At 52.3% G+C, this 23,560-nt stretch carries 20 protein-coding genes; 3 read left to right on the top strand and 17 right to left on the bottom strand.

Going from position 1 to position 23,560, the window contains the following annotated elements; translation table 11 throughout:
• Positions 1-73 precede the first annotated feature (73 nt).
• Positions 74-1,006 carry a M20/M25/M40 family metallo-hydrolase gene (locus tag Q5H89_RS03355; protein WP_305017878.1) on the bottom strand — a complete coding sequence of 311 codons (933 nt, stop codon included), beginning with the start codon at positions 1,004-1,006 and terminating at the stop codon, positions 74-76.
• Between the two features lie 117 nt (positions 1,007-1,123).
• Here Q5H89_RS03355 and Q5H89_RS03360 point away from each other — a divergent pair, with 117 nt between their 5' ends.
• Both Q5H89_RS03360 and Q5H89_RS03365 read left to right on the top strand, forming a co-directional pair.
• Positions 1,124-2,407, top strand: coding sequence for a tol-pal system protein YbgF (locus tag Q5H89_RS03360; RefSeq protein WP_305017879.1), 1,284 nt, complete (start codon positions 1,124-1,126; stop codon positions 2,405-2,407).
• Positions 2,408-2,418: 11 nt separating this feature from the next.
• Complete coding sequence (locus Q5H89_RS03365) at positions 2,419-3,759, top strand: hypothetical protein (RefSeq protein WP_305017880.1); 1,341 nt, start codon at positions 2,419-2,421, stop codon at positions 3,757-3,759.
• Positions 3,760-3,823: 64 nt separating this feature from the next.
• Here the strand turns inward: Q5H89_RS03365 and Q5H89_RS03370 are convergent, their stop codons facing one another.
• The 11 genes from Q5H89_RS03370 to Q5H89_RS03420 all read right to left on the bottom strand — a co-directional run bounded on the left by Q5H89_RS03370 (position 3,824) and on the right by Q5H89_RS03420 (position 16,409).
• Positions 3,824-5,017 (bottom strand): acyltransferase family protein, encoded by a 1,194-nt coding sequence (locus Q5H89_RS03370; RefSeq protein WP_305017881.1) that lies wholly within the window; start codon positions 5,015-5,017, stop codon positions 3,824-3,826.
• A 113-nt stretch (positions 5,018-5,130) separates the two neighbouring features.
• Entirely contained in the window at positions 5,131-5,904 is a 774-nt protein-coding gene (locus tag Q5H89_RS03375; RefSeq protein WP_305017882.1) for a hypothetical protein, read from the bottom strand.
• A 2-nt stretch (positions 5,905-5,906) separates the two neighbouring features.
• On the bottom strand, positions 5,907-6,614 hold the full coding sequence (locus Q5H89_RS03380; protein ID WP_305017883.1) for a haloacid dehalogenase-like hydrolase: 708 nt from the start codon (positions 6,612-6,614) through the stop codon (positions 5,907-5,909).
• Positions 6,611-7,792, bottom strand: coding sequence for a glycosyltransferase family 4 protein (locus Q5H89_RS03385; protein WP_305017884.1), 1,182 nt, complete (start codon positions 7,790-7,792; stop codon positions 6,611-6,613). The genes Q5H89_RS03380 and Q5H89_RS03385 overlap by 4 nt, the downstream gene beginning before the upstream one ends.
• A complete protein-coding gene (locus Q5H89_RS03390) occupies positions 7,789-9,012 on the bottom strand; it encodes a glycosyltransferase (RefSeq protein WP_305017885.1) in 1,224 nt (407 codons plus the stop codon). Before Q5H89_RS03390 ends, Q5H89_RS03385 begins: the two co-directional genes overlap by 4 nt.
• Positions 9,013-9,319: 307 nt before the next feature.
• A complete protein-coding gene (locus Q5H89_RS03395; RefSeq protein WP_305017886.1) occupies positions 9,320-10,321 on the bottom strand; it encodes a glycosyltransferase family 2 protein in 1,002 nt (333 codons plus the stop codon).
• A 15-nt stretch (positions 10,322-10,336) separates the two neighbouring features.
• On the bottom strand, positions 10,337-11,323 hold the full coding sequence (locus tag Q5H89_RS03400; protein WP_305017887.1) for a glycosyltransferase family A protein: 987 nt from the start codon (positions 11,321-11,323) through the stop codon (positions 10,337-10,339).
• A gap of 20 nt (positions 11,324-11,343) precedes the next feature.
• On the bottom strand, positions 11,344-12,252 hold the full coding sequence (locus Q5H89_RS03405; protein ID WP_305017888.1) for a glycosyltransferase family 61 protein: 909 nt from the start codon (positions 12,250-12,252) through the stop codon (positions 11,344-11,346).
• A 40-nt stretch (positions 12,253-12,292) separates the two neighbouring features.
• Entirely contained in the window at positions 12,293-13,270 is a 978-nt protein-coding gene (locus Q5H89_RS03410) for a glycosyltransferase family 2 protein (RefSeq protein ID WP_305017889.1), read from the bottom strand.
• Between the two features lie 5 nt (positions 13,271-13,275).
• Positions 13,276-14,604 carry a glycosyltransferase family 4 protein gene (locus Q5H89_RS03415; protein WP_305017890.1) on the bottom strand — a complete coding sequence of 443 codons (1,329 nt, stop codon included), beginning with the start codon at positions 14,602-14,604 and terminating at the stop codon, positions 13,276-13,278.
• A gap of 41 nt (positions 14,605-14,645) precedes the next feature.
• The gene (locus Q5H89_RS03420; RefSeq protein ID WP_305017891.1) at positions 14,646-16,409 is read right to left on the bottom strand and encodes an ABC transporter ATP-binding protein; all 1,764 of its coding nucleotides are present in this window, start codon (positions 16,407-16,409) and stop codon (positions 14,646-14,648) included.
• Between the two features lie 261 nt (positions 16,410-16,670).
• Here Q5H89_RS03420 and Q5H89_RS03425 point away from each other — a divergent pair, with 261 nt between their 5' ends.
• Positions 16,671-17,651, top strand: coding sequence for a beta-1,6-N-acetylglucosaminyltransferase (locus Q5H89_RS03425; protein ID WP_305017892.1), 981 nt, complete (start codon positions 16,671-16,673; stop codon positions 17,649-17,651).
• Between the two features lie 713 nt (positions 17,652-18,364).
• Here the strand turns inward: Q5H89_RS03425 and Q5H89_RS03430 are convergent.
• The 5 genes from Q5H89_RS03430 to rfbH all read right to left on the bottom strand — a co-directional run bounded on the left by Q5H89_RS03430 (position 18,365) and on the right by rfbH (position 23,518).
• Positions 18,365-19,300: a glycosyltransferase family 8 protein gene (locus tag Q5H89_RS03430; RefSeq protein ID WP_305017893.1), complete on the bottom strand. Its 936-nt coding sequence runs from the start codon at positions 19,298-19,300 to the stop codon at positions 18,365-18,367.
• A 19-nt stretch (positions 19,301-19,319) separates the two neighbouring features.
• Complete coding sequence (locus Q5H89_RS03435) at positions 19,320-20,402, bottom strand: glycosyltransferase family 61 protein (protein ID WP_305017894.1); 1,083 nt, start codon at positions 20,400-20,402, stop codon at positions 19,320-19,322.
• Between the two features lie 140 nt (positions 20,403-20,542).
• On the bottom strand, positions 20,543-21,115 hold the full coding sequence (locus Q5H89_RS03440; protein ID WP_305017895.1) for an acyltransferase: 573 nt from the start codon (positions 21,113-21,115) through the stop codon (positions 20,543-20,545).
• A 107-nt stretch (positions 21,116-21,222) separates the two neighbouring features.
• Complete coding sequence (locus tag Q5H89_RS03445; protein WP_305017896.1) at positions 21,223-22,188, bottom strand: glycosyltransferase family 2 protein; 966 nt, start codon at positions 22,186-22,188, stop codon at positions 21,223-21,225.
• Positions 22,181-23,518, bottom strand: a complete 1,338-nt coding sequence (gene rfbH, locus Q5H89_RS03450) for a lipopolysaccharide biosynthesis protein RfbH (RefSeq protein ID WP_305017897.1) — start codon at positions 23,516-23,518, stop codon at positions 22,181-22,183. Before rfbH ends, Q5H89_RS03445 begins: the two co-directional genes overlap by 8 nt.
• Positions 23,519-23,560: the final 42 nt, after the last annotated feature.

Below are 23,560 nucleotides of genomic sequence, written 5' to 3' on the forward strand. Positions count from 1 at the left end.
AAGAGGGTGGGAAGAAAAAGTGCCCCTAAGCCCATGATACTGAGCGTGGCCCGGCAAATGTAGGCGACTGCCCTTACAGTTCGCGCAGCAGCACTTCATAAAGCGCTACCATGCTGGCAATGTCGGCTTTAGCCACTATTTCGTGGGGCGTGTGCACGTTGTCTTCGGGGGCGCCCACAAAGCACCAGTCCCAGGGAATATCGGCGCGCTGCAAGTCTTTGGCATCGGAGCCCCCGATGCCCTCTACCTCGACCTGGTGCGCAATGCCGCTGGCCCGCGCAATGGCCCGGATGCGCTCGACGTAGGCGCGACGCGGAATGAGCGAGTCGCGCAGCGAGATGACGCAGCCCTGGCCGGCCTTCACGCCCTCGGTCACCCAGGTAATATCGCAGATGAGGGCTTGCCGCACGCCGTAGGTTTCGTAGATAAACCGCGCCAGGTAGGGTACCGAGCCGCCGCCGTGCTCTTCCCAGCACGAGAAGGCGATAATGCCATTTTCGAGGGTTTCGGCCAGGCGCAGGGCAGCCCACACGCCGAGGCGGTTATCGAGGTAGCAGCTCTGCACGGTGGTGTCGGTTTCGCGAAAGTCGCAGGCAAACGTGAGGCTGGTACCGGGCGCTATATCGCGGCTGAACTCATAGCCCAGGGCCTCGGTTTCTTCGTCATCGGCCGCTGCCCCCACCGTCAGCGTACACGCTATTTCCCCTTGCGCATCCCGTCCCACCAACTCGTAGCCCGCCTCGCATTCGGGGCCGCCGATGGGCACCAGCTCGCGCCCGTAGCGCACCGTGAAGCCGATGCTGTCGAGGTGCGCAAAAACGGCCGTGCGCGGCTGCCCAAACACCAGCAGCAGACAGTCCTGAAACCGGGCCTCGTCGTGCACCACCAGCGGCGGCTGCCGCCAGCCAGGGCCGTGCTGCCGCACGTAGTCGAGCAGAAAGCGCGTCAGGCCCGCTTCCTCGCCCGAGGGCGCGGGCAGCTGGCAAAGAGTTTTCAGGAGTTGCATGGGGCAGTGGCTAACGGCGTTAAGCCGGTAAAGCTAAAGTCGCTGCCGTACTTTCGTAGGGCTGAAACCCGCTCTGCCCGGGTGGCTAGCCCGCCTTTTTCTGCCTTCATGCCCTGTATGTCCGTTCTTCATTGGTTTTTGCGTGGTCGGTTCGTGCTGCTGTTTTTGCTAGGGCCAGGGCTGCTGGCCCAGGCCCAAAAAACGCCCGCCGATACCACCCGCCTGCGCGTGGGCGAAGTGCGAGGTATGCGCACCATTGCCATCGACACGGTAAACGTGATGCCTACGGCCGATACCAAAGGCTGGCTGCTGCTCGACAAGGACATCCAGCTGGAGCTGGATGGGGCCGTGCAAAACCTCTACAATTTCAAGTACGACAAGGCCGAAAAGCAATTTCGCTCGCTGCGCCGCCGCTATCCCCACCACCCCATGCCCTACTTTTTGCTGGGCCTGAGCACGTGGTGGAAAATCATGCCGACCAACTTCGACTCGAAGCAGTACGATAAGACGTTTTTTGCCTACATGGATACGGCCAATACCTACAGCGAGCGCTTGGTAAAGGCCGACCCGCACAATTACGAGGGCTATTTCTTTTTGTCGGCGGCCAACGGCTTTTCGGCGCGCCTCAACTCGGAGCGCCACAACTGGCGTAAGGCTACGGTAGACAGCAAGCAGGCTCTCAACTACTTGCAGAAGAGTAGTGAAGCTAACGGGCTCAGCCCCGAGTTTTTATTCGGGGAGGCGCTGTTTAATTATTATGCCGTCTGGATTCCCGATAATTATCCGCTGCTCAAGCCCGTGCTGCTGTTTTTTCCCAAAGGCAACAAGCAGCTAGGCCTGGCACAATTACGCACGGTGGCCAATACCGGCTTCTACACCGGCGTCGAGGCCAAGGTGTTCTTGATGAAGCTGTTGCACAACGACGAGCACCAGACGGCCGCCGCCATGCCCATTGCCCGCGGGCTAGCCCTCAAATATCCCGACAATGGCTACTTCGCCCGCTTCTACGCCCTGCTCTGCTTCGACCAGGCCGATTTTGCCGAGTGCGAGCGAGTCAGCAGGGACATTCTGGATAAAATAAACGTGGGAATGCCAGGCTATGAGGCCAGTAGCGGGCGCTACGCCAGCTACTTCATGGGCTACCTCATGCAGTACAAATACCGCGATTTAACGAAAGCCAAGGACTATTATCAGCGCTGCATCGTATTTGCCGAAAGCAACGGCGAAACCGACGGGGGCTTTTATTTATTTGCCAACGCCAACCTGGCCCGCCTGGCCGACCGCGACCGCGATATAGCCACCGCGCACCGCTACTACGAGGTGGTGGCCGACAAAGCCGACCGCAAGTCGGACCAGTACAAGGAAGCCAAAGCGTGGCTCAAAAAGAATCCCACTAAATAAGCACTACGGCCATGATGGAACTGAAGGATTTATTCCTAACGCCGATTTACCTAGGGATATTCTACGCCATAGCTTTTGCTGTACGCCCTTCCTTCACCAATAAATACACGAAGCCCTATTTTATTCCGGCCCTCACGGTAAAATTTGTGGGTGCCATTGCGCTAGGGCTCATTTATCAGTTTTATTACGGGGCCGGCGATACGTTTAATTACTTTTCCGAAAGCAAGGTAATTTACGGTGCTTTTGGCGACAGCTTTAGTGTGGGCCTGAGCCTGCTGGGCGGCAACGATGGCACTTATTCGGGGGCAATCAGCAAGTATGCGTCTCAGATGCACTGGTTTGGCTCGCCAACCGAGTACTTCGTTATCAGGGTAGGGGCATTTTGCGCGCTTTTCTGCTTTTGTACTTATACAGTTATCGGGCTGATGTTTGCCATCATCAGCTTTAGCGGCATCTGGTGCCTCTACGTCACTTTTCTGCGCATTGCGCCGGCTTCGTACAAGGAACTGGCTTTTGCTGTTTTTTTCCTGCCTTCCGTTTTTTTCTGGGGCTCGGGGCTCATGAAAGATTCGCTGTGCATCGGCGCCATTGGCTGGACATTCTACGGGTTTTACCGCGCCCTCATTATCCGGCGCACCTTGCTAAAGAGTGCGCTCGTTGGCCTGCTGGGGGTATATGTGCTGTCTTCCGTGAAGGTTTATATTCTACTTTCCTTTTTACCCCCAGCCCTGCTTTGGGCCTTCAACGAATACAACCAGAATATTAAATCTGCCGTGGTGCGCAATATGCTGCGGCCTTTCTTTTTGGCGCTTGGCCTGGCCGCCGGCTACCTGGGGGCTACCAACCTCACGGCCGGCGACGACAAGTATGACGTAGAGAAAATTGGCGAGCGCACCAAAATCAACCAGGAATTTCTTTATGCCCTCACCAAAGACCAGGGCTCATCTTATAACATCGGCAGCTTCGACGGCTCGCTGGGCTCTATGGTGAAGGTGGCCCCGCAGGCCATCATCGTGACGCTGTTCCGCCCCTTTTTGTGGGAAGCCCGCAACCCCATCATGATGCTCTCGGCCCTGGAGGCGCTTATGCTTTTATGGCTCACCGCCAGGCTGTTATGGAGCCGGGGCATAGTAGGCAGCTTCCGGCAGATTGCCAATCAGCCAGTACTTACCTTTTGCTTTCTGTTCAGCATCATCTTCGCGATAGGCGTAGGCACCAACAGCGGCAACTTCGGCACCCTGGTACGCTATAAAATACCCCTGATGCCCTTTTACCTGAGCGCCCTCTTCATTATGGGGCAGCCGCTGGCCAAGAAAGCGGTGCAGCGTGCCCGCCTGGCCACGGCGGCCTAGCCGCGGCTGGTAGTTAGCTGGGCAAAAGGTCCACTACTGGCCGCAGCGCCCCTAGCAGCCAGGCTTATTTTCTAAAGTACTGGACGCTCCGGCGCTCCGTAATCATGTACAGGCCGTAGCACGCTATCGTTACTACGGGGATGGCCAGCCAGTACATGCGCTGATAAATAAACAGCTTGCCCGTGTAGCTCACCAGCCCCGCGTAGAGCAGCAGAAGCAGGGGGTAATGGTAGAGGTATAACGAGAAGCTGAACTCGCCAATCTTGTGCAACAGCCGCACCAGCCAGTTGCGGGGTGATATGTAGCCCGCCAGCAATACCGACACGGCCATTACCGCTAAAACACCAGCCAGTAGAGTAGGTAAGATTTTGACTTTCAGCAGGCTTACTTCTATCAGCAAAAGTAACAGCACTAATAGCGCACCTAGGACCATCCATTTGGGCAGGCGGCGTACCTGCCCTAGCCAGTTGGTGCACACCACGGCATCATACAGGCCGATGCCCGCCGCAAAATACGCGTTATAAGAAAGCAGGTAGCGCGTGATGCTGCTCATTGGTATTCCGCGCCAATCGAAGTAAATGCCGAGGCCAAATAGTAGCGCGGAGGCCAGGTAATACCACCGCACACGCCAGAGGGCTAGTGGCACCAATAAGTAGAACAACGCCTCGGGTAGCAGCGACCAATAAACGACGTTGTCACCCAGGTAATGCTGGTCGAGGTGCAGAAAAGTAATTGCGCGCAGCGCACCAACGACGTTGAGGCTGCATAGCTCAGCCCAGGCCACCGCCAACGTAGCGTTTAGCTCTCGCCCCACGCCCGCATCGAGTGCCTGCGGCGCCTGGGTAGCTACGACCGTAAGCGCAAGGCCGGCCAGGACAAGCGATACCAAAAAGGGCGGGTAAATGCGCACCAGCCGGTTCTGATAAAAATCAGCCGCTTTCCGATGTTTCTTGTGCTGGGCGTAGCGAATAAAAAATCCGGACAGCACAAAGAAAAAAATCACCATCTCATAGCCCGCTCCGCTCAGCAAATCGAGGGCAAAGGCCAGGTAATCAGTCACTCCCCAGGTAGCACGCGGATGAGCTTCCAGGTACTGCCGCCCCCCCGCCCACAAAATGAACTTGGCGTGAAATATTACCACGTACAAGGCGCAGAACCCCCGCAGGCAGTGCAGAATATCGAGCTGCTGGTACGTGAGTGGGGCTACCGCTAGCTTATGATGCGTGGCGGGTAAGGCTAGCGTAGAAGATGGGGCCATATAGAAAATTCAGGAGTAGTAACGTCAAAGTTAAGTCCGTTAACACTTTCCTAATGGCTACGGCCGCGATATACCTGCTAGCAGTATTGCGCAGCCTTTCCCCAGTGCAAGGCCTAGTTATCTGCCTGTGGGGGCTGAAACCCGGCGACTTTAACGGCGGTCCAGAACAGCAAATAGTAGGCCGTAATGGCAACGGGTACCCACGAATGCCCCATCAGCGAGAGCAGGGTGCTTACGCCCAGCGCCAGCAAATAGTAGTTGACCTTATAGGCCGGGGCGCGGCGGCTGGGCATATTCAGCAGGTCTTTGCTGTCCATGTACATCAGCGTGCGATAAAACACGTAGTTTAGAAAGATGGGGGCGGCCAGCAGCATAAGCTGCGCCGGCGTCAGGAAGATAAAGACGGGGGCAAAGTAGCGCATAAAGGCCAGGTTGACGAACGTCATTACCTTTAATTCCTTGTCCTTGAGCGCATTGTGCAGGTAAAAGAAAATGGCTAGCACCGCATAAAAAGTCAGCCAAAGGGAGTTGGTAAGCACCTGCAGGTACCAGCTAATCAGGCCGAAGGCGGCCAGCCGCACGCCAATCCAGAGGAGCACGACCGCATCGGAAGGGTCAAAGTCCTTTACCCGCCGCCGGGGCTTGTCTTCCTTGCGCACGCTGTAGACATCGTTGCCCAGGTAGCCTATCTCGTAGATGGAAATAAACGCCAGGTAAGCCAGCACAAAGTGCACGAGGGCGCGCTGCCAGTCGTAGTTGGTAAAGTACGTCAGCAGAGCGAAGGGCACGGCCCAGTCGATAATCAGGTAGTACAGGTTGTACTTGAACTGCTTTACCCGGCTTCCGTAGAAATAGGTATAGGGCAGCAGAAAGCGTAAAAAGCTCATAGTTAGTGGTAAGCCTCGATAAATTGCGGGTTCAGCTTTTGCCAGAACTGTTTGGCGGCGGCACTGTGCACCACCACGTAGCGCACCTGCGCCTGGGTTACGAGCTCGAGGTCGGTGAAATTGTCGGTGGCTACGGCCAGGCGCACGGGTTCGGTCTGGTGGGCTAGCAACTCTTGCAGGGCGTGCTGCTTCTGGCCGGTAAGCTCGCGCTGGAGGCGCCCCGTGGCGCGGTCCTGCGCATCATACTCCAGCTGCGACGACACAAACTCTACCGGCCCCAGCGCCTCGGCCAGGGCCGCAATAATCGGGTCGAGGCTAGCCGATAGCAGCAGCACGCGCGTGGAGGTAGCGGCCAGGCCCGCCAGCAGCTCGTGCGAGCGCGCAATGCGCCGCGTGGGCAGAAACTCGGCCACGAAGCGGCGGCCCAGGGCGTACAGCTCGGCTTTGGGCGTGCCGGCCAGCAGGCGCAGGGCCACGGCTTTGATGGGGTCGCCGCCCACCGCTTTTTGCCACACGGCCAGGCCCACGAAGAGCGGCGACCAGCGCGTGGTCAGGGCCTTCAGGATAGTTTGCTTGCCGGCGGCACCCTGCTGCTGCAACACGAACTGCAGAAAATCGAAGGTAGTGTTGGAATAAAACAGCGTGTCGCACACGTCGAAAACGAACACGTTGGCCTCGCCAGGCGGGAGCGGTGCGGCTAGGGTACTCATGAGGAGAGGAGCGTCAGGTAGACGTCTTTAAGCTTGCGGTACGTGTGGTCGGGGCTGAATTTTTGGCGCACGTAGGTGCGGCCGGCCGCCGCGAAGCGGGCGCGCTTGTCGGCATCAGCCGCTAGCTCCAGGATGGCAGCCGTCATGGCCGGGCGGTCTTTATTAGGCACCAGCAGCCCCGAGCGCTCGTGCTCGAACAGCTCGCGGGGGCCGCCGCAATCGGAGGCCACAAGCGCGGTGCCGTAGTACAGGGCATCGAGGCAGGTGAGGGAAAACGACTCGGTTTCGGAGAAATTGAGCACGATGTCGGCCCGCTTAATCTCCTGCTCCACATCCTGCACAAAATCGCCAAACTGCACGGCCTCGGCTAGGCCCGCCGCTTGCACCTCGGCCTCGAGCTGGCGGCGAAAAGCGCGGTTTTTTTCCAGGCCCATGTCGCCGCCGAAGAAGGCTAGCTGCAGGCGCGGGTTCTGGCGGTGGGCCGCAATGAAGGCTGCCACGGCATGGTCGTGGCCTTTGCCCTGGATGTAATTGGCCAGGTACAGCAGCCGCAGCTGGCCGGTGCGGGCACGGCCCTCGGCGTGGTCGGGGGCGGGCAGCGGGTGCTTTTCGCCCTGAGGGATGGGGTCGGCAATTACCTGCACATTGGCGGCCTGCGGGAAACTGGCCTGCACGGCCTCCGATACGCAGATAACCTGGTCGGCAAAACGCACGTCGGCGCCCACCCACAGCTTGCGCAGTGGGCCCGGAAAGTTCTGCGGCAGCAGGCGCACGTGGGTCAGCAGCTTGGGCCCGCCCAGCCATTTGCCCACAATGCCGGCCATGTTGAAAAAGTCGTTCAGGTGCACCAGGCCGGCCTGGCGCTGCCGGGCCAGCGTGCGCAGCCGCCAGCTGTTGCGTAGCAGCATGGGCGCGTAGCGTAGCAAGTCCTTGCGGCGCTTACTTATTTCCACAAAAGGAATGGTGTGCACCACGTAGCCTTCGCGGCTGATGGGCTCGATGGCCGTGCTGCCAACCGGCAGCACAAACTCGAACTCTAATAGGCCAGGAAACTCAGCGCGGATATCGCGCAGCGAATTCAGAATAGCCTTCAGCGCTCCGGTCAGGGCTACGCAGTTGTCGACGACCAGCACGCGCTTGGGCTGGCCGGCACGGGTGGGGGCTAGCGCGTTGCTCATTGGGCCGCTACCTGCTGAATGACTTGCTCCCACTGCTGAAAAATGCGCTCGGCCGTGAAGTCTTCCATGCGCTTCTGCGCTTGTTGGGCGTAGTGAGCCCGCAAGGCAGTATCAAGCAGCATTTTTTGCAGGGTTTCTACCCACACCTGGCGCACGTGCTGGCGGTAATCGTCTTTTAGCAGCGGCATGAGCACGCCGTATTCGCCGTATTCGGCGGCCGCGAGGCGGGTGCCGGCGGCCGTGGCGGGGGCTAGCATCTCGCGCGGGCCGGTGGGGCAATCGGTAGAAACCACCGGCAGGCCACAAATCATGGCCTCGCCCAGCGCCATCGGGAAGCCCTCCCAACCCGAGGGAAACACAAATAGCTTGGCCCGCCGGATGTACGGAAACGGGTTGGCCTGGTAGCCCAGGAAGTACAGGCTGTACTCCTCGGCCAGCGAGTCGTTGTTCCAGGCCTGGTAAAATTTCAGGCCTAGCGCTTGCGCCTGCGCCACAAGGTCGTTGCGCAGTTCGCCATCGCCCAGGATAACCAGCTTGGCGTCGGGCTGCACTTTCAGCAGCTCGGCCAGCACGTCGAGCAGTGGGGCTTGGTTTTTTTGCTTGGCGAGCCGGCCCGACGAAATCATCAGGTGCGGGTGGCTGAATAGCTGCTCGTAGATGGGGTCAATAGCTTCGGCAGCCCGGCGCAGAATCTTGGCCGGATGAAAGAAGTTGTTGATGGTGGTGATGCGCGTGGGGTCCAGCTGATAATGCTCGATAAGCTCCTGCCGGATGTCACGGCTCACCGTCACAATATGGTCGGGGCGCCGGTAGAGGAAGGGCATAAATACCTTCTGCCGGAACCAGCCCACCCAGCCCAGTATCTCGCCATCGTGCACCTTGGAGCCGTGAATGCAAAGAATCGTTTTTTCGCCGCTCTGGCTAAGCAGATTTACGTAGTCGCCCCCTTCCAAATGACTGATGCATACATCGGTATGGGTTTTCTTTTTAGCGCTGCGGGCGCGGGTGCAGCGCTGCCAGAAGTGCTGCATCTTGGTGAGGGCCGAGCCGTGGCCGGGCACGTCGAGGTTGATTACCGGGTTGCCGCTAGGGTAGGCATCGGCCTGGTCGAGGTTGAAAACGCACTCCGTGACGTGGTAGCCCAAACGCGTGAGTTCCACACTGTGGTCGTGGAATACTTGTTGAGCCCCTCCAAACCCGAAGTTTGGAATCAGCAGCATAATATTCCGAGGTGATGTGGGCATTGGCCGGTAGCGTTGAAAGGACTTGTGGCAACCACAAATTGAGCCATTCGCCCGAAAGGCGTTGCCACTGTTGCCACTCAAAACAAAATTTTCGCCCGTAGTGGGCCTCAAAGATAAACAAGCCTGCTTCATCTGGCGGCCCAGGGTGCCGCAATGCTGTTACACTTTTTTGATAATCAGCTTATTACCAACAGGCCAGCGCTCGTCGGCCCCAAAGCAGGCGTCAGCCTTTAGTTGCGCACCCCGCCAAGCTTGCTCATAGTAGCGAGGGCTAGCAGCCGGCTCAGAACCCGCGCAGTGCGCGCAAGGCCAGGCTCAGCCGCTGCTTGGCCGTGGGCTGCCAGTAGCTGGCCAGCGGGCTGCGGTAATACTGGGCCAGGCCCCGCAGGCGCGGCTGCTGGTAGGTAAAGCACACTTCAAACCACCGCTCCCCCACCCCGCGCCGCAGCGCCGCCGGCTCGAAGAGCGGCTGCTGCTCGTTGTAGGCCACCAGCTTTTGCAGCCAGGCAGCGGCTTCGGCCAGGGTTACGCTGCCGCTAGGGCGCTCCAGCATGGCGATGGTATTGTACACGTGCAGCTCGCGGGCGGTAAAGGGAATGCCCCAGGCGCGCAGCAGCTGCTCGCGCACCACATCCGACACGCTCTCGCGCTCGCTCAGAATGGCGTGCTTCTGGGTGCGCGCCGGCACGCGGTACTCAATCAGCGGCGCCTGGATGGTGGCAATGCGCAGCTGCCGGATGTAGCGTGCGCAAAAATCGTAGTCCTCGGTTTGGCGCAGCGTGGCGTCGTAGTGCATGCCTTGCTCCTTGAAGAGGCTGGCGCGCATCATCATCGAAGGGTTGCCGGTGGGCAGCGTAAACAAGGTAAGCACCTTGCTGTCATCCGGTTGTGCAGGATAGCGGTTGAGAAACGTGCTAGCCCCGAAATTCTGCATAAAGCTGCCCACGATATTCACCTCGGGGTGCTGGTCGAGGAAAGCGACCTGCCGGGCCAGGCGCTCGGGGTGGCACATATCATCGCCGTCCATCTTGGCAATGTACTCGCCCTGCACGTGCGGCAGGGCCGCGTTATCGGTGCCGGCGCGGCCCAGGTTGCGCGGGTTGCGGATGAGGCGCAGGCGCGGGTCGGCGAGGGCGCTCACCTTACCCACAGTATCATCGGTCGAGCAGTCGTCGAGCACCAGCAGCTCAAAATCGGTAAAAGTTTGCCGCAGCAGGCTTTCAATGGTTTGCTGAATATGGGCCGCCACGTTGTAGACGGGTAGCACGACGGAAACTCTGGGCATAAAGAGAAAGCTGCTTTAGCGGCGGCGCAACCACGCCGCAGGGTTCAGCCCTTGTTGGTAAACGAAATTTTTCGCGCGCTTGGACAAGCGCCACCCCAGCAGCTTATCGAGCACCCGGAACATGGGCGTGCTAAACGGCTGCGCGGTGCTGCCACCCAGCGCCCGCACCCGGGCGGCGGCCAGCTGCCGCACCGCCGGGTAGTGCGGATAGTACTCGTAGATAAGGCGTTGGTAATTATTGGCGCAGGCCTGCCGGGTTTGCGCATCGTCGCGCTGGGCTAGCAGGCTGGCCTCATACGACTGGCACACGGCCAGGTGCGACTGCACGGCTTTTTCGCTGACAATGCTGCTCAGCGAGTCGCTTAAGCCCTTGCGATAGAACGACTTGGCGGCCGCACAAAACGGGATGATGTTGGTGGTTTTCAGCAGCACCCGGCTGAAAAACTCCCCATCGTCGTGCAGCGAGATGCGCTCGTTCCAGGGGCCGGCTGCCTCAATGAGCGTGCGATGCGTGAGCCAGGCCGAGGGCTGCATCCACACGCTGTTTTCCCAAGCCGTTACGAGCCACTGCACGGGGTCAGTGTAGTCTTGCCACAGCACGGTGGGGCGCAGGGCCTGCTCGTCGGGCTCGTGGTAAAACATGGCCCAGGCCGAGGCCGCGAGCCGGGCGCCCGGGTGCTGCCGCAGGCAGGCCAGCTGCGCCCGAATTTTGTCGGGGTGCAGCAGGTCGTCGGCATCAAGGTATTGAATGTAGTCGCCGGTGGCCAGGGCAAAGGCCCGGTTGCGCGCCGCGCTAGCCCCCGCATTGGCCTGCGACACCACTTGCACCTTATCGCTGGCATAGCGCCGGGCTTTGGCCAGGGTGTCATCGCGCGAGCCGTCGTCGACCACTATCACTTCCAGGTGCGGCCAGGTTTGGGCCAGCACCGAATCCAGGGTTTGCTCGATGTAAGGCGCCGCGTTGTAGGCTGGGATTAAGACGGAGACTTTTACCGGGGTCATGGCCAGAGGGGATGGGGCAGCTAGGCAGGCAGCTGCTGCAAAACGGCGTCGAGCGCGGCAATATCTACGTATAAATCAGCATCCTGCACCGATTTTTGCTCATCGGCTGCGGGGCAATATTGCAGGTGATACTGGTAGCCCAGCGTTTCGCCCAGCTGCGTGAAAAAGTAATTTTGACCATCGTCGAACTTGCGAAACTCTACTACCGTCGACTGCTCGGGCATAAATATCATGTTTGCCAGGCCGGCGCCGTGCATACTCACCAGCACGTTGGCACTGGCGCACAGGCGCAGCTGCTCCTCAAACGCAAAGTCTTCGAAGCACACGCATTGAAAGCCGTAGCGGCCTAGCAGCTGTTCTACCTCGGCCTCGTTCAGCACTTTGCGGCGCGGCGCCTTGCGCCGGCTGATGTACAGGCGGGTGGCCGGCGCCGCCGCCTCGGCGCCTACCCCGGCAGCGGCCAGAAACACGGTCTTTATCTCGCGCATGGTCTGGGCCGAGTAGTTGCCCTGGGCCTCGGGCAGCAGCGGCAGGGCTAGCTCCGGCACCCGGTACATAGTCTGGGGCTGCAGGCGCTCTATTGCCGTGAGCCGAAGCAGGCGTAGCGTATCGGCGTAAAACGTATCGGTGTAGGAAGCGGGCAGCAGCAGCGTAAAATCTGAGATGGTGCGCTGGGCCTCCAGCAGCTTGGGCACGCTTTCGAGCAGCCAGTGGTAATAGCCGCGGTACGAGGTGTGCACCCGCACGTAGGGCTTGCCGGCGGGCAGGCGCTTTTTCTGGAAGCGCAGCCGAATTTGCAGCAGCCCCTTCCAGTTGTGCAGCCAGATGCGACCGTGCTCGGTTAGCACCAGCGAATCGGGCACAACGCGCAACTGCCGAAACAGGGCCCCGTCGGCGAGTAGCCAGTGGTTTTTCAGCCAGTTAATCATGCCTGTTCAATTCGTAATGGTACTACGTGTTCTACTGCGTTTACGCGCTGATTTTGTTGCGCCCCAGCAGGCGCTCCTTCAGCCAATAGGCACTGTCGTACCAGATATGGCCAGGTTTTTCCCCCTTCAAAAAATAGCGAAAGGTATTCGCTATCCCTTGGCCCACGCTCTCAAACAACAGGTTGAAGCGCGCCTGCTCTTCATAAAGCAGCATTAGGTGCTTGGCCAGCAGCGGCTGCAGCTGTAAGGTGGTAGTCGCCTTGGTATCTAGCTGCGTTTGGATTTGGTCGATAAGTAGTTGCCGGGCGTGAATCTTATACTTCCACATCTTGTACCGATTGCCCGACATATTATTGCCGTGGGTGCGGGCGTAAAATTCGGTGCCCGGGCGGTTGTCATAGGCATAAGCCGCTCCTAACAGCACGCCCCGGTACCAAAAATGCCAGTCTTCGAGCGAAAACAACTGTTCGCTGAACTTGCCAATCTGGTCGGCCAGCGACTTACGAAAAACCGGATTGCCGGGCAAAAACATGTTGTCGTGGGCCATGTGCAGAGCTAGCCCCTGGCCCTGCCCCGAAACAGGTCCCATTCGCAGGTGCAACGGCACGATGGTGCGCTCGGCTACCACCTCGGCGTGCTGGAAATTATACGTGTCGCCAAACACCAGTGCTACCTCCGGGCGCTCGCGCAGCACCGCCGCGTGAAGCGCCAGCTTGCTGGGCGCCAGGTAGTCGTCGGCGTCCAGCAGCTGCACGTATTCGCCCTTGGCAAGGCCTAGCCCGGTGTTGCGTGCCGCCGACAGGCCCTGGTTGGCCTGGTAGTGGTAGGCAATGCGGGCATCCCGGGCTGCATATTCCTGCGCAATGGGCGCCGTATTATCCTTCGAGCCATCGTCGATGATGAGCATTTCCCAGTTTTCATGCGTCTGGGCTAAAATGCTCTCAATGGCATCGCGGATGTAGGCTGCATAATTGTAGCACGGAATAATAACGCTGATAAGGGGCTGGTCGTTTGGCATGGCGCTTAGTTGGTTTTAGCCTGGCCTAGCAGTTCGGCATACATCTCCCGGTAGGCCTCCACCATTGCTTCGAGCGAAAACAAGCGTTGCGCCCGCTCGCGGTTGAACTGCCCCAGCTCTTTCAGGCGGGCGGGCTGGTCAAGCAGCCGCACAATGGTATCGGCCAGGGCATCGCTATCGCCGGCCGGGGCAAAAACGTCGTCGCTCACCAGTATTTCGCGCAGGGCACCTACCTCGTAGGCCGCCACCGGAATGCGCATGTTCATGGCAAACGGCGTTACCTGCCCAAAGCTCTCCTTGTGCACCGGCGCCACAAATACCGACATGCGCCGGTAGTACTCAGGCAGGTCTTTGTACGGGATAACGCCCGTGAACTCAATCCTATCCGTGAGGCCCGCCTCGGCTACTTTCTGGCGGTACAACTCATCGTAATAGCCTTTGCCTACAATGAGGGCCCTGGTTTGCGGCCGGCGCTGAATAACTTTTATAAAGACGTCTATCGACTCGGCATTCAGCTTGTCGCGGTCCAGCCGGTACACCATGCCAATGCAGTCCTGCGGCATCGGCTCCTCGGGGCGCGTAAACACCGAAAAGTTAGACCCCGGGTACACTACCTGGTTGTTGGGCGAGGGAATGCCAAAATAGTCCTGCGCATACTTGCTTACGTAGGCGTACCGCTCAATCTTCTCGTGCAAATAGGGCACAATGGGGTTGTTGCAGTTTTCGATTACGTGCGCCCCGTAGGCAAATGCCGCCTCAAATATTTGGTGGTACCAGCGCCAGTGCTCATAGCCATTCACCCGGTTGCCCCAGTAGTGCACGTGCACAATATCGGGCTTAAGCTCGCGAAACAGGGCTAGGGCCTCCTCGGTATGGCGCATGTACGCCAGCTCGGTAATGGGCACCCCGGCGTAGTACTTCCACTCGTAGTCGTTATACAAAATAACCTGGTGCTCATACAAATCGCTGCTGCCCTCAATAATATCTACTATTAATTGCTGCGAGCCCCCCACCGCAAACGAGGCTATGGCATGAACCACGCGCTTGCGCCGGGCCACGGCCGGCGGGCGCAGCTCAATCTGGTAAGGCTTGTAATCGGCGCGCCCCGGCAGCTGCCGGGCCCGAATATCTTTGCGCTCGGCCGAGAAAAACCGATGATAGAACCGCTGGGCCCGAAGCCGAAGCGCGCCCAGGCCATAAGCCCAGGCATGGCGCAACGATTTCCTAAAGCCCATATGCTGCTCCAGCTCTTCCTCCAGCTGCTGGCGCTGCAAGCGAGTCTGCACCAGTTCTTCCTGCAAAAATTTTAAATAGGAGCTATTCGCGTCGTGCATGAGATATGTGTCGGCAGGCTAGCGCCGCCAGTGCGCTGCCCTTAGGCGTGCTGTTGCATTAAGCTTTCATACGTGTGCTCGGCCCAGATACGGCCGTCCTTCAACTCAAATATCCGGTCGCAGTCTTGCAGCGTAGTCAGGCGGTGCGCGATGATGAAGATGGTGATACTCGTGTGCGAAAGCTTATTAATCGCCTCACTCACTTCGCGTTCTGTCTCATTGTCGAGGGCGCTGGTGGCCTCGTCCAGCAGCAGCACCTCGGCCCGCTTGTAGAGGGCGCGGGCAATGCCTACGCGCTGGCGCTGCCCCCCCGATAGCCGCGAGCCGCGCTCGCCAATCGGCGTATCCAGGCCCTCGGGCAGGCTAGCCACAAAATCTGCCAGCGAAGCCTGCTCCAACGCGTACTTCATTCGCTCGGGGTCTACCTGCTTATCGCGCAGCGTAATATTTTCGCCGATGGAGGCTTCCATCAAAAAAGTATCCTGCTTCACGTAGCCCACCAATTTAAACCAGGCATCTTCGTTTTCCGGCGTAAGGGGCACTCCATCCACCGTAATGGCGCCTTTTTGTTCGGTATACGAGCGCAGCAACAAATTCATCAGCGTCGTTTTACCCGAGCCCGAAGTACCGATAAAGCCTACTTTTTCGCCTCGCTTTATACGCAAAGAAATATCGCGAACTACTGGCTCTTCACTACCCGGGAAAGTGAAGGAGAGGTTATCAAACGTAATGTTATGCTCGAACTTAAGCGGCACCTGCGCGGGCTTGGCCGTAGTCAGGTACTCCCGCATCTGCATAAGGTCATTAAGCACATATTGGCTTTGCCGCAACGACACAACCGACGTTAGAATGCGGTTCATCGACGGCATTAGCCGGTAGGCAGCGGCGGCAAACAGGCCAATGATGGTTACCATCTCCGCAGCATTATTAGCAAATAACAGGGAGTACAGAAATATGAGGACGATGGCCGAAATAGCCACCATCTCAATAAGGCGCTGCGGAATAAGCGAATACAGATACGAATCGGCTTCCAGCTCCTGAATTGCTTCCTGGTTATCAATAAGGTACTGCTTGAACTGCTGCTGCTTGCCAGCCAGCCGCAACTCAACAAAACCTATAAAAGACTCTATTATAGGCGAATAGCTCAAGGGACGCAACTCATTCAGCTTCATACCCACCACGTTCACCCGGTTGCGTAGCAGGCGGTATATCAGCATCATACTCGGTACCAGTATCGCCCCCAAGATAAAAAACAGTACCGGCTGATAAACCAGCATACCTGAAATAACCAGGAAGACAATTATAATCTCCGAGAAAAGAATAAATAATTGCCGGATAACGCCGGCAACATACGAATTGGAAATATTTAGTGTACTGTTCATGAAGTTTGGCGAACCAACGTCATTAAACTTCAGGTAAGGCAGATTAATATGTTTCTGAAACTGGCTGGAAACAACCTGCACCGCCAACCGGGCACTAAATTTTACTTGTTGGTAATTAATGAGTGTCGAGAACACATTCTTCACGATGAAGAATAAGAAAATACCGACCATCAGAAAAAGCAAAAAATACTTTTCTGAAGTGAAATTCAGCATCTCGTAAAGCCAATGAGTATACTTATTCTTTAAGATAGAGCCCGGGCGTGATGCAGCCATAATAATTGGCACCAGTGAGGCCAGGCCGAATACATCCAGTACCGAAACCAATATCAGCCAAAACAACATGGCGATGGACTTACGCTTGTCCTGTGGCGATAGATAGTAGCGAATACTATCAAGAGAACGCCAGACTATACCTTTACTCATACTGTCTTAAGACTATTGCTATAAACTTTTGCTTGCAAACCTCACTATATACGCAGGATAACGAGCTGCACTTTCGTAAGCATCAGGTAAGGTTTATGAGCTGCTCCATGAGCAGCCTGAGTAACCTCCAAAAGGATGCTTACAGCTAGCAAAGATACACCCTAGCCGAACACCAAGCTGCCTGACTGCAAGTCTCAAGACCAAGAGCATTAGTTGTTTCTATTTACCTTTAATGCTTAATTCTCCTCTGCCGTATCTATAATGCACCTGAATTACATTGTCCTAGCTCACAAATCTCCCGGCCAGCTAGCCCGCATGATACAGCGGCTTGACTGTCCTGAAGCCCGGTTCTACATTAACATTGATGCCCCGGTTGAGATAGCTCCCTTTCAAGCAGCACTAGCCCATAACCCGCGATGCTCCTTTTTCACAGGCTCTCAACGGCTAAATACGATGTGGGGCCATGTAAACGCCGTAAAAGCAGCGCTAGTGGGCATCGCCCAAATCTTAGCCGACCAGCGCACTGGCTACACTATTCTTATGAGTGGGCAGGATTATCCGCTCAAGAATAATACGTATATCCAGCAGTTTTATGAGAGCAACTATGGCACTAATTTTATTGAGTGCTTTCCGTTGCCTGTTACAAAGCAAACTGCACCTAGCATTCACGGTGGCTTGGCCCGTGAAAGTTGGATTCATCCTGAATACGGCTTTAACGGCGGCATGAACAGGTTGAATCACTATACTTTCTTTCTTTCAACCAAACGAGAAGATAATGTGAGTATTCCTCCCATCTTCTCGCGCGATTTTTTGACTATGCGGCATATGCGCTATGCGTTAGGATTACTCAGGCGCCAACCAGCCATGTTCCGCAAGCTATTAAGTAAGCGCAAGTTTCCCAACGATTTAATTCCGCATGGCGGCTCACAATGGTGGGCACTGCCCCACGAAACGGTCGTTTTTTTAAACACATATGTTAAGGGAAACCCCTATTTCCTTACCTTCAATGACTTCACCTTATTATCCGACGAAATTTTTTTCCAAACAGTAGTAGCCAATAATTTTACAAAAATTGCTTCGCCGGTAACATACGTCAATTTTACTCGTCCTATTGGCCCCTGGCCCGCTACTTTTGTAGCATCTGATATAACTGAGCTAGTTATGAGCCCATGTTTATACGCCCGTAAATTCGACCAAGACCAAGACAGTAAAATTATGGATGAGCTAGATGCAATAAGTTAACCTACAAAATTCCTGAAATAGCCGAAGCACAGCAATTATTAATAATAAGCGGAGAGCTTAAGAATAAAATCAGTATTAATAATGTGAAGCAAAAGCCGGCTGCTCTGCAATTGCCTAAACACAGTTAGGACTAAAAAGCACATTAATTAGCAGCTACATACTAATTATCGTGGTTTTTACTTTTTTAATTACACTTAGCTCCTATCGCTCGCATTACGCAACTGCTGGCAATATCAGGTTTTTGCCAAACTCAGGCAGTGCGCAGAGAATAAAAATCGCGCACTTACTTGCCAAAATTAAGTGTGTACACTAAAACCCGCGCTAGATTAAAAAGATGGGCGCAGCCTTTTTTAAAAGGCTGCGCCCATCTTTTTAATCTAGCTGCCTGCTGCCATTAGGCGAGCGCAGGCGCCATGTCATGCACTAAATTTAGTCTGACAAGCTGTTGCTAATAGCTAAACCACGCAGACCGACCAGCTGCCAGCCAGAAATATGTGGCTAATGCTACTTTTCCGCACCACGCCCAGTACTTGCGGTTCAGAGCTGCGTGCTAAATGTTACATCACTGCATTTATGCATGCAAAGCATCCGTCTACAACGTTCACGCAGCATATTAACGTCTTAAGCCAGCGGTTGTTTCCATAATCCTGTCGTTCACCCAACCTATCCACTCAGGTATAAGCCTGAGATTGCATAAACAAAATAGGCATTATTTATTTGAATACATTAACTGTCTTTTTTACCGAGCGCCATATGTGCATCAACCATTCACTGTCAGTATAATATTCTTTTATATATACAACACTTGCCCTATAAAAACCCGCACCAGAAGACTGAGTATTAAAGAAGCGAGGCTTATCACGGTAAGGAGTCTTATCTATATAGTAAAAATACAAATCTCGCATGCGGTTTACACATCCTCGAATCCAAGGCTTACTAGCCGTGGTATAATGCACGATTACTGTCTGAGCAATCAACTTATTAAGCTCAAATTTATTTACGGGATTAGGTATATAGTTAAATTGCAAATTGTATTTTTTATCTAATTTGAGCCAATTACCAACCAAAATGCTATTTAATGCATCTTGGTCAGGCATAGATAACAAACGCTCATGATTACTAATGAATTCTAATGTACGCTCAACAATTTTTTGCTTTCTCCATTCTTCTGTGTTAATCAGAAGCACGCCAGAATTGAAATAACCATCTTCTTCGCTAATTCCTAAAGATGAATGGTCATACGGCCAAGCATCTTTTACCGCAGCTACTGGAAAGGCTTGCATATCTATCGCAAATAATTCATGCAAGCTTTTTAAAATTATAGTATCAACATCTACATAAAGAATCTTTTCTATATCCTGGGGAATTAAATGTGCAAAAAATAAGCGATAGAAAATAGCGGGGGAAGAAAAGTGACTATCTTTATGAATAAATAGCTTTTTTATATTGTCTTCATCAATAGTATAAAATTTAATTTTAGCTTTAGAATCAAGGATAAACTTTTCAATTTCTTGATGCTCAATAGTTGTCAAACCTGAAGCAATAACATGAAAACTAATGGATTCAGTCTTGTTATTCTCAATGATAGAAGCAACAGCAGCAAAAAAGGGAGCTGTGTATGTTTTATCGAATGCCAGAGCAATATTCATATGACTTATCTATTCCAATCTAAGTGGATGAGGTATTTTCAATAGCTCTTACAATTACACTTTCCAAATACTCAATGTTTACCTCAAGGTCTCCATCGTTATCTACGTATTGGCTTGCCTCACAAGGAACTGAATAATAATTCAGGTTCAGATTAGTGCACAACCTAAAATACAAGAAATTATCTGTGCGTTTATTATGCATTTCTATTACAGTAGCACCTGGTGTTGCAAATAATATATTGGTCAAATTAGCTCCATGAGTACTGACTATTATTTCTGAAGTATTTATAATTTGCACCTGGTCTTCAAAAGACATCCCCTCAAAGGTAATGATTTCGAAATTATACTTCTTCAAGATAGGCAAAATTTCGCTTTCATTAAGCAACCTACGCACAGTCTGTTTAGAGCGCGAAATATATAACTTTCTTTTATTACTAACTTGGTTAATATGCACTGCCTGCAATAACTCGTCTCTTAAACGCCGAATCATCAATGTGCTATGAAATTTTGGAGGAGAAGTATGTCCTATCAGTATTAATTTTTTGAAATGAACAAGTTCTTGGTTTTTTACAAAAAGGAAATCTTTAAAACCAAGTAATGAAGCTGTTTTTACAATATATGATGATGTTGGGTACGGCAAAATTACTTTGCAATTCGGAAAGCTGTCACGAAGAAGTAATAACCTTGGCAAAGAATCGATAATCCAATGATAATAATTAACAGAAGACCACTGGTCAAATATAAGCGCTACCTCATTCTCTACTATGTATTTTTTTTTAGAAACCCACTGCGCAACCAAGATATCATATTTAACATGGTCAATTAACCATTTTTCAGGCAAGCTAGGAACAAAGAATTTAAGGCCTTTAAATACCATTCCTCCTTGATAAACGAAGACGTTATTTAAAATAAAAGCCTTTGTTGCATCTATCTTAGTTGTTAATTTGTAATAATACTTTAAATTTTCGGGCAGCTCATTATAATTTTTAGGCAAAGTATAAGTAATGGGATTTTCTTCTTTTTTAACATCCCAGCTTTGACTTTCTATTTGCTGCGGTATAAGTCGAGAAACTCTATGAATGACAGAGGATAAAGTAGGCATGTTCATTTCGCCATTTTTAAAATTCCGGCTAGAAAAGTATCAAAATACTAATCAAGCACACGTTTATCTAATCAAACAAACACAGAAAAATAAAAATACGTGTTTAATTTAAAAATTAAACGCGTATTTAATTTCATTGATTATTCTAGCATACGAATTACTCGGGCTGGAATGCCACCGACCACCGAATTAGCAGGCACATCTTTTGTGACTACTGCATTGGCACCAATTATAGCATTAGTACCAATAGTAACACCTGGCATAATACACACTCCTTCCCCTATCCAAACATTACTTCCAATTACTACTGGACCTTTTGAATATAGTGGTCGATGTAATGGAACAACATTTAATGCGGAACTGGTAATCTCACCATGCGAGTGGTCAGAGATATAAATCCTACTTGCCATAAGTACATTGTCCCCAATTATAACTTTATTGATACAGGTAATGTGACAATCGGTGTTCATATTAACATTATCACCAATTACAATTTCCGGATTAAATTTTTGATTCCCGTAAGAATCCCATGCCTCTAATCGCAAATTATATAAAGACCAAAAATAGGTGCCAATAGAAATATATTTTGGATTATGTATTATAGACTGATAAGGCAAAGTAGAATGTATACCAAACTTCTTAAAATTCTTACCCAAAGCCGGTGAGTGAGTATCCTTTTTCCAGAGTGAACGAATACTGTTTATGAAACGCATTACTAAAATATAAAAAAAATTTATGAAAATAAAATAAATTGTTAAAAAAACTACAACCGCTAGGCCATAAAATACAAATGATAACTAAAATAAATAAGTTGAGCTATTTATTGACGACCTAACACACGCTTTAAGCTACGTTTTGCAAAGCGCAACTTTGATTTAATTATTCCCTCAATATAAGTAGGCAACAACTTGGTCCAAAATGTTGGGTAGCTATTAAATTCTTTGTATAAAGTAGCAATTACTCGTTCTTGCCCAAAAGCAGCTTGATTACTTGTTATAAAACCTGGAAAGAATCCTGAAATTAAATGGTTATTAATAATTTTTTGTGCATCTAACGGCATAATATTATTCATCACAAATTTACTCATAATTATATTGAAATTTGTGGCAAATGTTTGGAATAGCTTATAGCCGCCTGTATTATTTGCACGACAGGCTAGCACCGGAGTTGTTACTAAAGCATTGGGGAGACCGATAAATATGCTTGGCAATACCCAGCCTAACTGAACGAGGTTAGTATCGAGGAACTCATAGGTCACATGTGATTCAGTCAGTGAGCCTTTATTGATAATATTCCCTGTAATAAAAGTAACCCAATAATTTATTTGATTCAAGAAATCAAGGCTTATACTATAGGCCTTATGCTGCATTACCTCGGGACTTGGCTGTGGAATTTCCTCCTGATTGAACCAAATACTTTTTAAGTGTATTAACCCCCATTCGGCATCGGTCAACAATTTGAATATTGAAGCGCCATAGGTCGGCAACAAAATGTCATCATCAGAAAATATCCAAACATATTTTCCTTTTGCTTCGCGAAAACACTGAGCTATATTTCGGTCGGGACCTAAATTAACTTCATTTTCGATATAATGCAGCTTTGGAAATACGCTAGCCTGATACTGCCTCACTATAGTGGCCGTATCGTCAGTTGAGGCATTATTGGATACCAGAATTTCTACTGCTGAATTATTTCCAAACTCCCGGGCCAGTTGCGTTAAACACGTTTCAAGCAACCGAGCCCGGTTGTAAGTAGGAATAGCAATAGTTAAAATAACTTCAGACATTAAGCAGTGCTTTAGCATGCAAGAAGTCATGAATAACTTCTGTCATATAATTGTAATGTTCTTCTTGTAAGCCAGGCCATACGCCCAGCCAGAATGACCGATTCATTACTGTATCGGTATTGGTTAAGTCACCTACTATGCGGTGCTCAATACCAGCATATGCCGGTTGACGCAGCAAATTGCCTGCAAACAACAGGCGAGTGCCTATTTTATGGTCTTCCAAATGCTGAATTAGCTCTTGCCTCACAATGGGGCTGTTATCACGTATTGTCAGCAGAAAGCCAAACCAGCTAGGGTCTGAGTTAGGTGTTGCTTCGGGCAAAATGAAGTGCTCCTCAAATCGCTTCATCTTTTGATAAAGCGTTGCATGATTCTCACGACGGCGTTGCACAAAATGGTCAGCTTTCGAAAGCTGGCTTAAACCAATTGCAGCCTGCATATCAGTGACCTTGAGGTTGAAGCCGATATGAGAATACGTGTACTTATGGTCATAACCATAAGGCAATTCGCCCAACTGCCAGCAGAAACGCTTATTACAGGTATTATCCTTACCAGGCTCACAGTAGCAATCGCGTCCCCAATCACGGAAGCTTTCGGCTAGCATTTTGAGCTTGATGTTATTTATGAGCACCGCCCCACCTTCACCCATCGTAATGTGGTGAGCAGGATAGAAAGAGAGCGTAGCAAGGTCGCCGAATGTGCCGGTTTTTTGGCCATTGTAGGTAGCGCCTAGTGAGTCGCAATCATCTTCTATTACCCACAAGTTATACTTCTTGGCCACCCGCATCACCTCATCCAAATTAAATGGATTACCTAGCGTATGGGCCATCATAATGGCTTTCGTCTTCGGCGTCACAGCCTGCTCAATCAGCTCGGCCTTTATGTTGTAGGTGGGAATATCAATATCGATAAACACTGGTACGCATCCAAACTGAATCATTGGATTAACAGTGGTTGGGAAACCAGCTGCTACCGTAATAATTTCATCGCCAGGCTTGATAGCACGGTCGCCAAGCTTAGGCGACGTGAGCGCGTAGAAAGCAACCAAATTGGCCGATGAGCCTGAGTTGACAACTAGTGATGATTTGGAACCGAAATAACGAGCTAATTTCTGTTCGAACTTGGGGCCAAAGCGACCAGTTGTCAGCCAGCCATCCATTGTAGCGTCCACGCCATAGAGCAGGTCATCTACATCTAGTACTTTACCAGTTACTGGGATATAATCTTGCCCAGGGGTAAACGTTTTAGTGACGTTGGGTAAAATTGCTTGGCTTAGTTGCTCAACCAATTCGGGACTAATATTTTTGAATTTTTGATTTACGTCAGCCATCATCAGAACTATAAGTTGTCAGGGTAACAAAGATACGGTAGG

The organism is Hymenobacter cheonanensis (assembly GCF_030581075.1).
Classification (GTDB): Bacteria; Bacteroidota; Bacteroidia; order Cytophagales; family Hymenobacteraceae; genus Hymenobacter.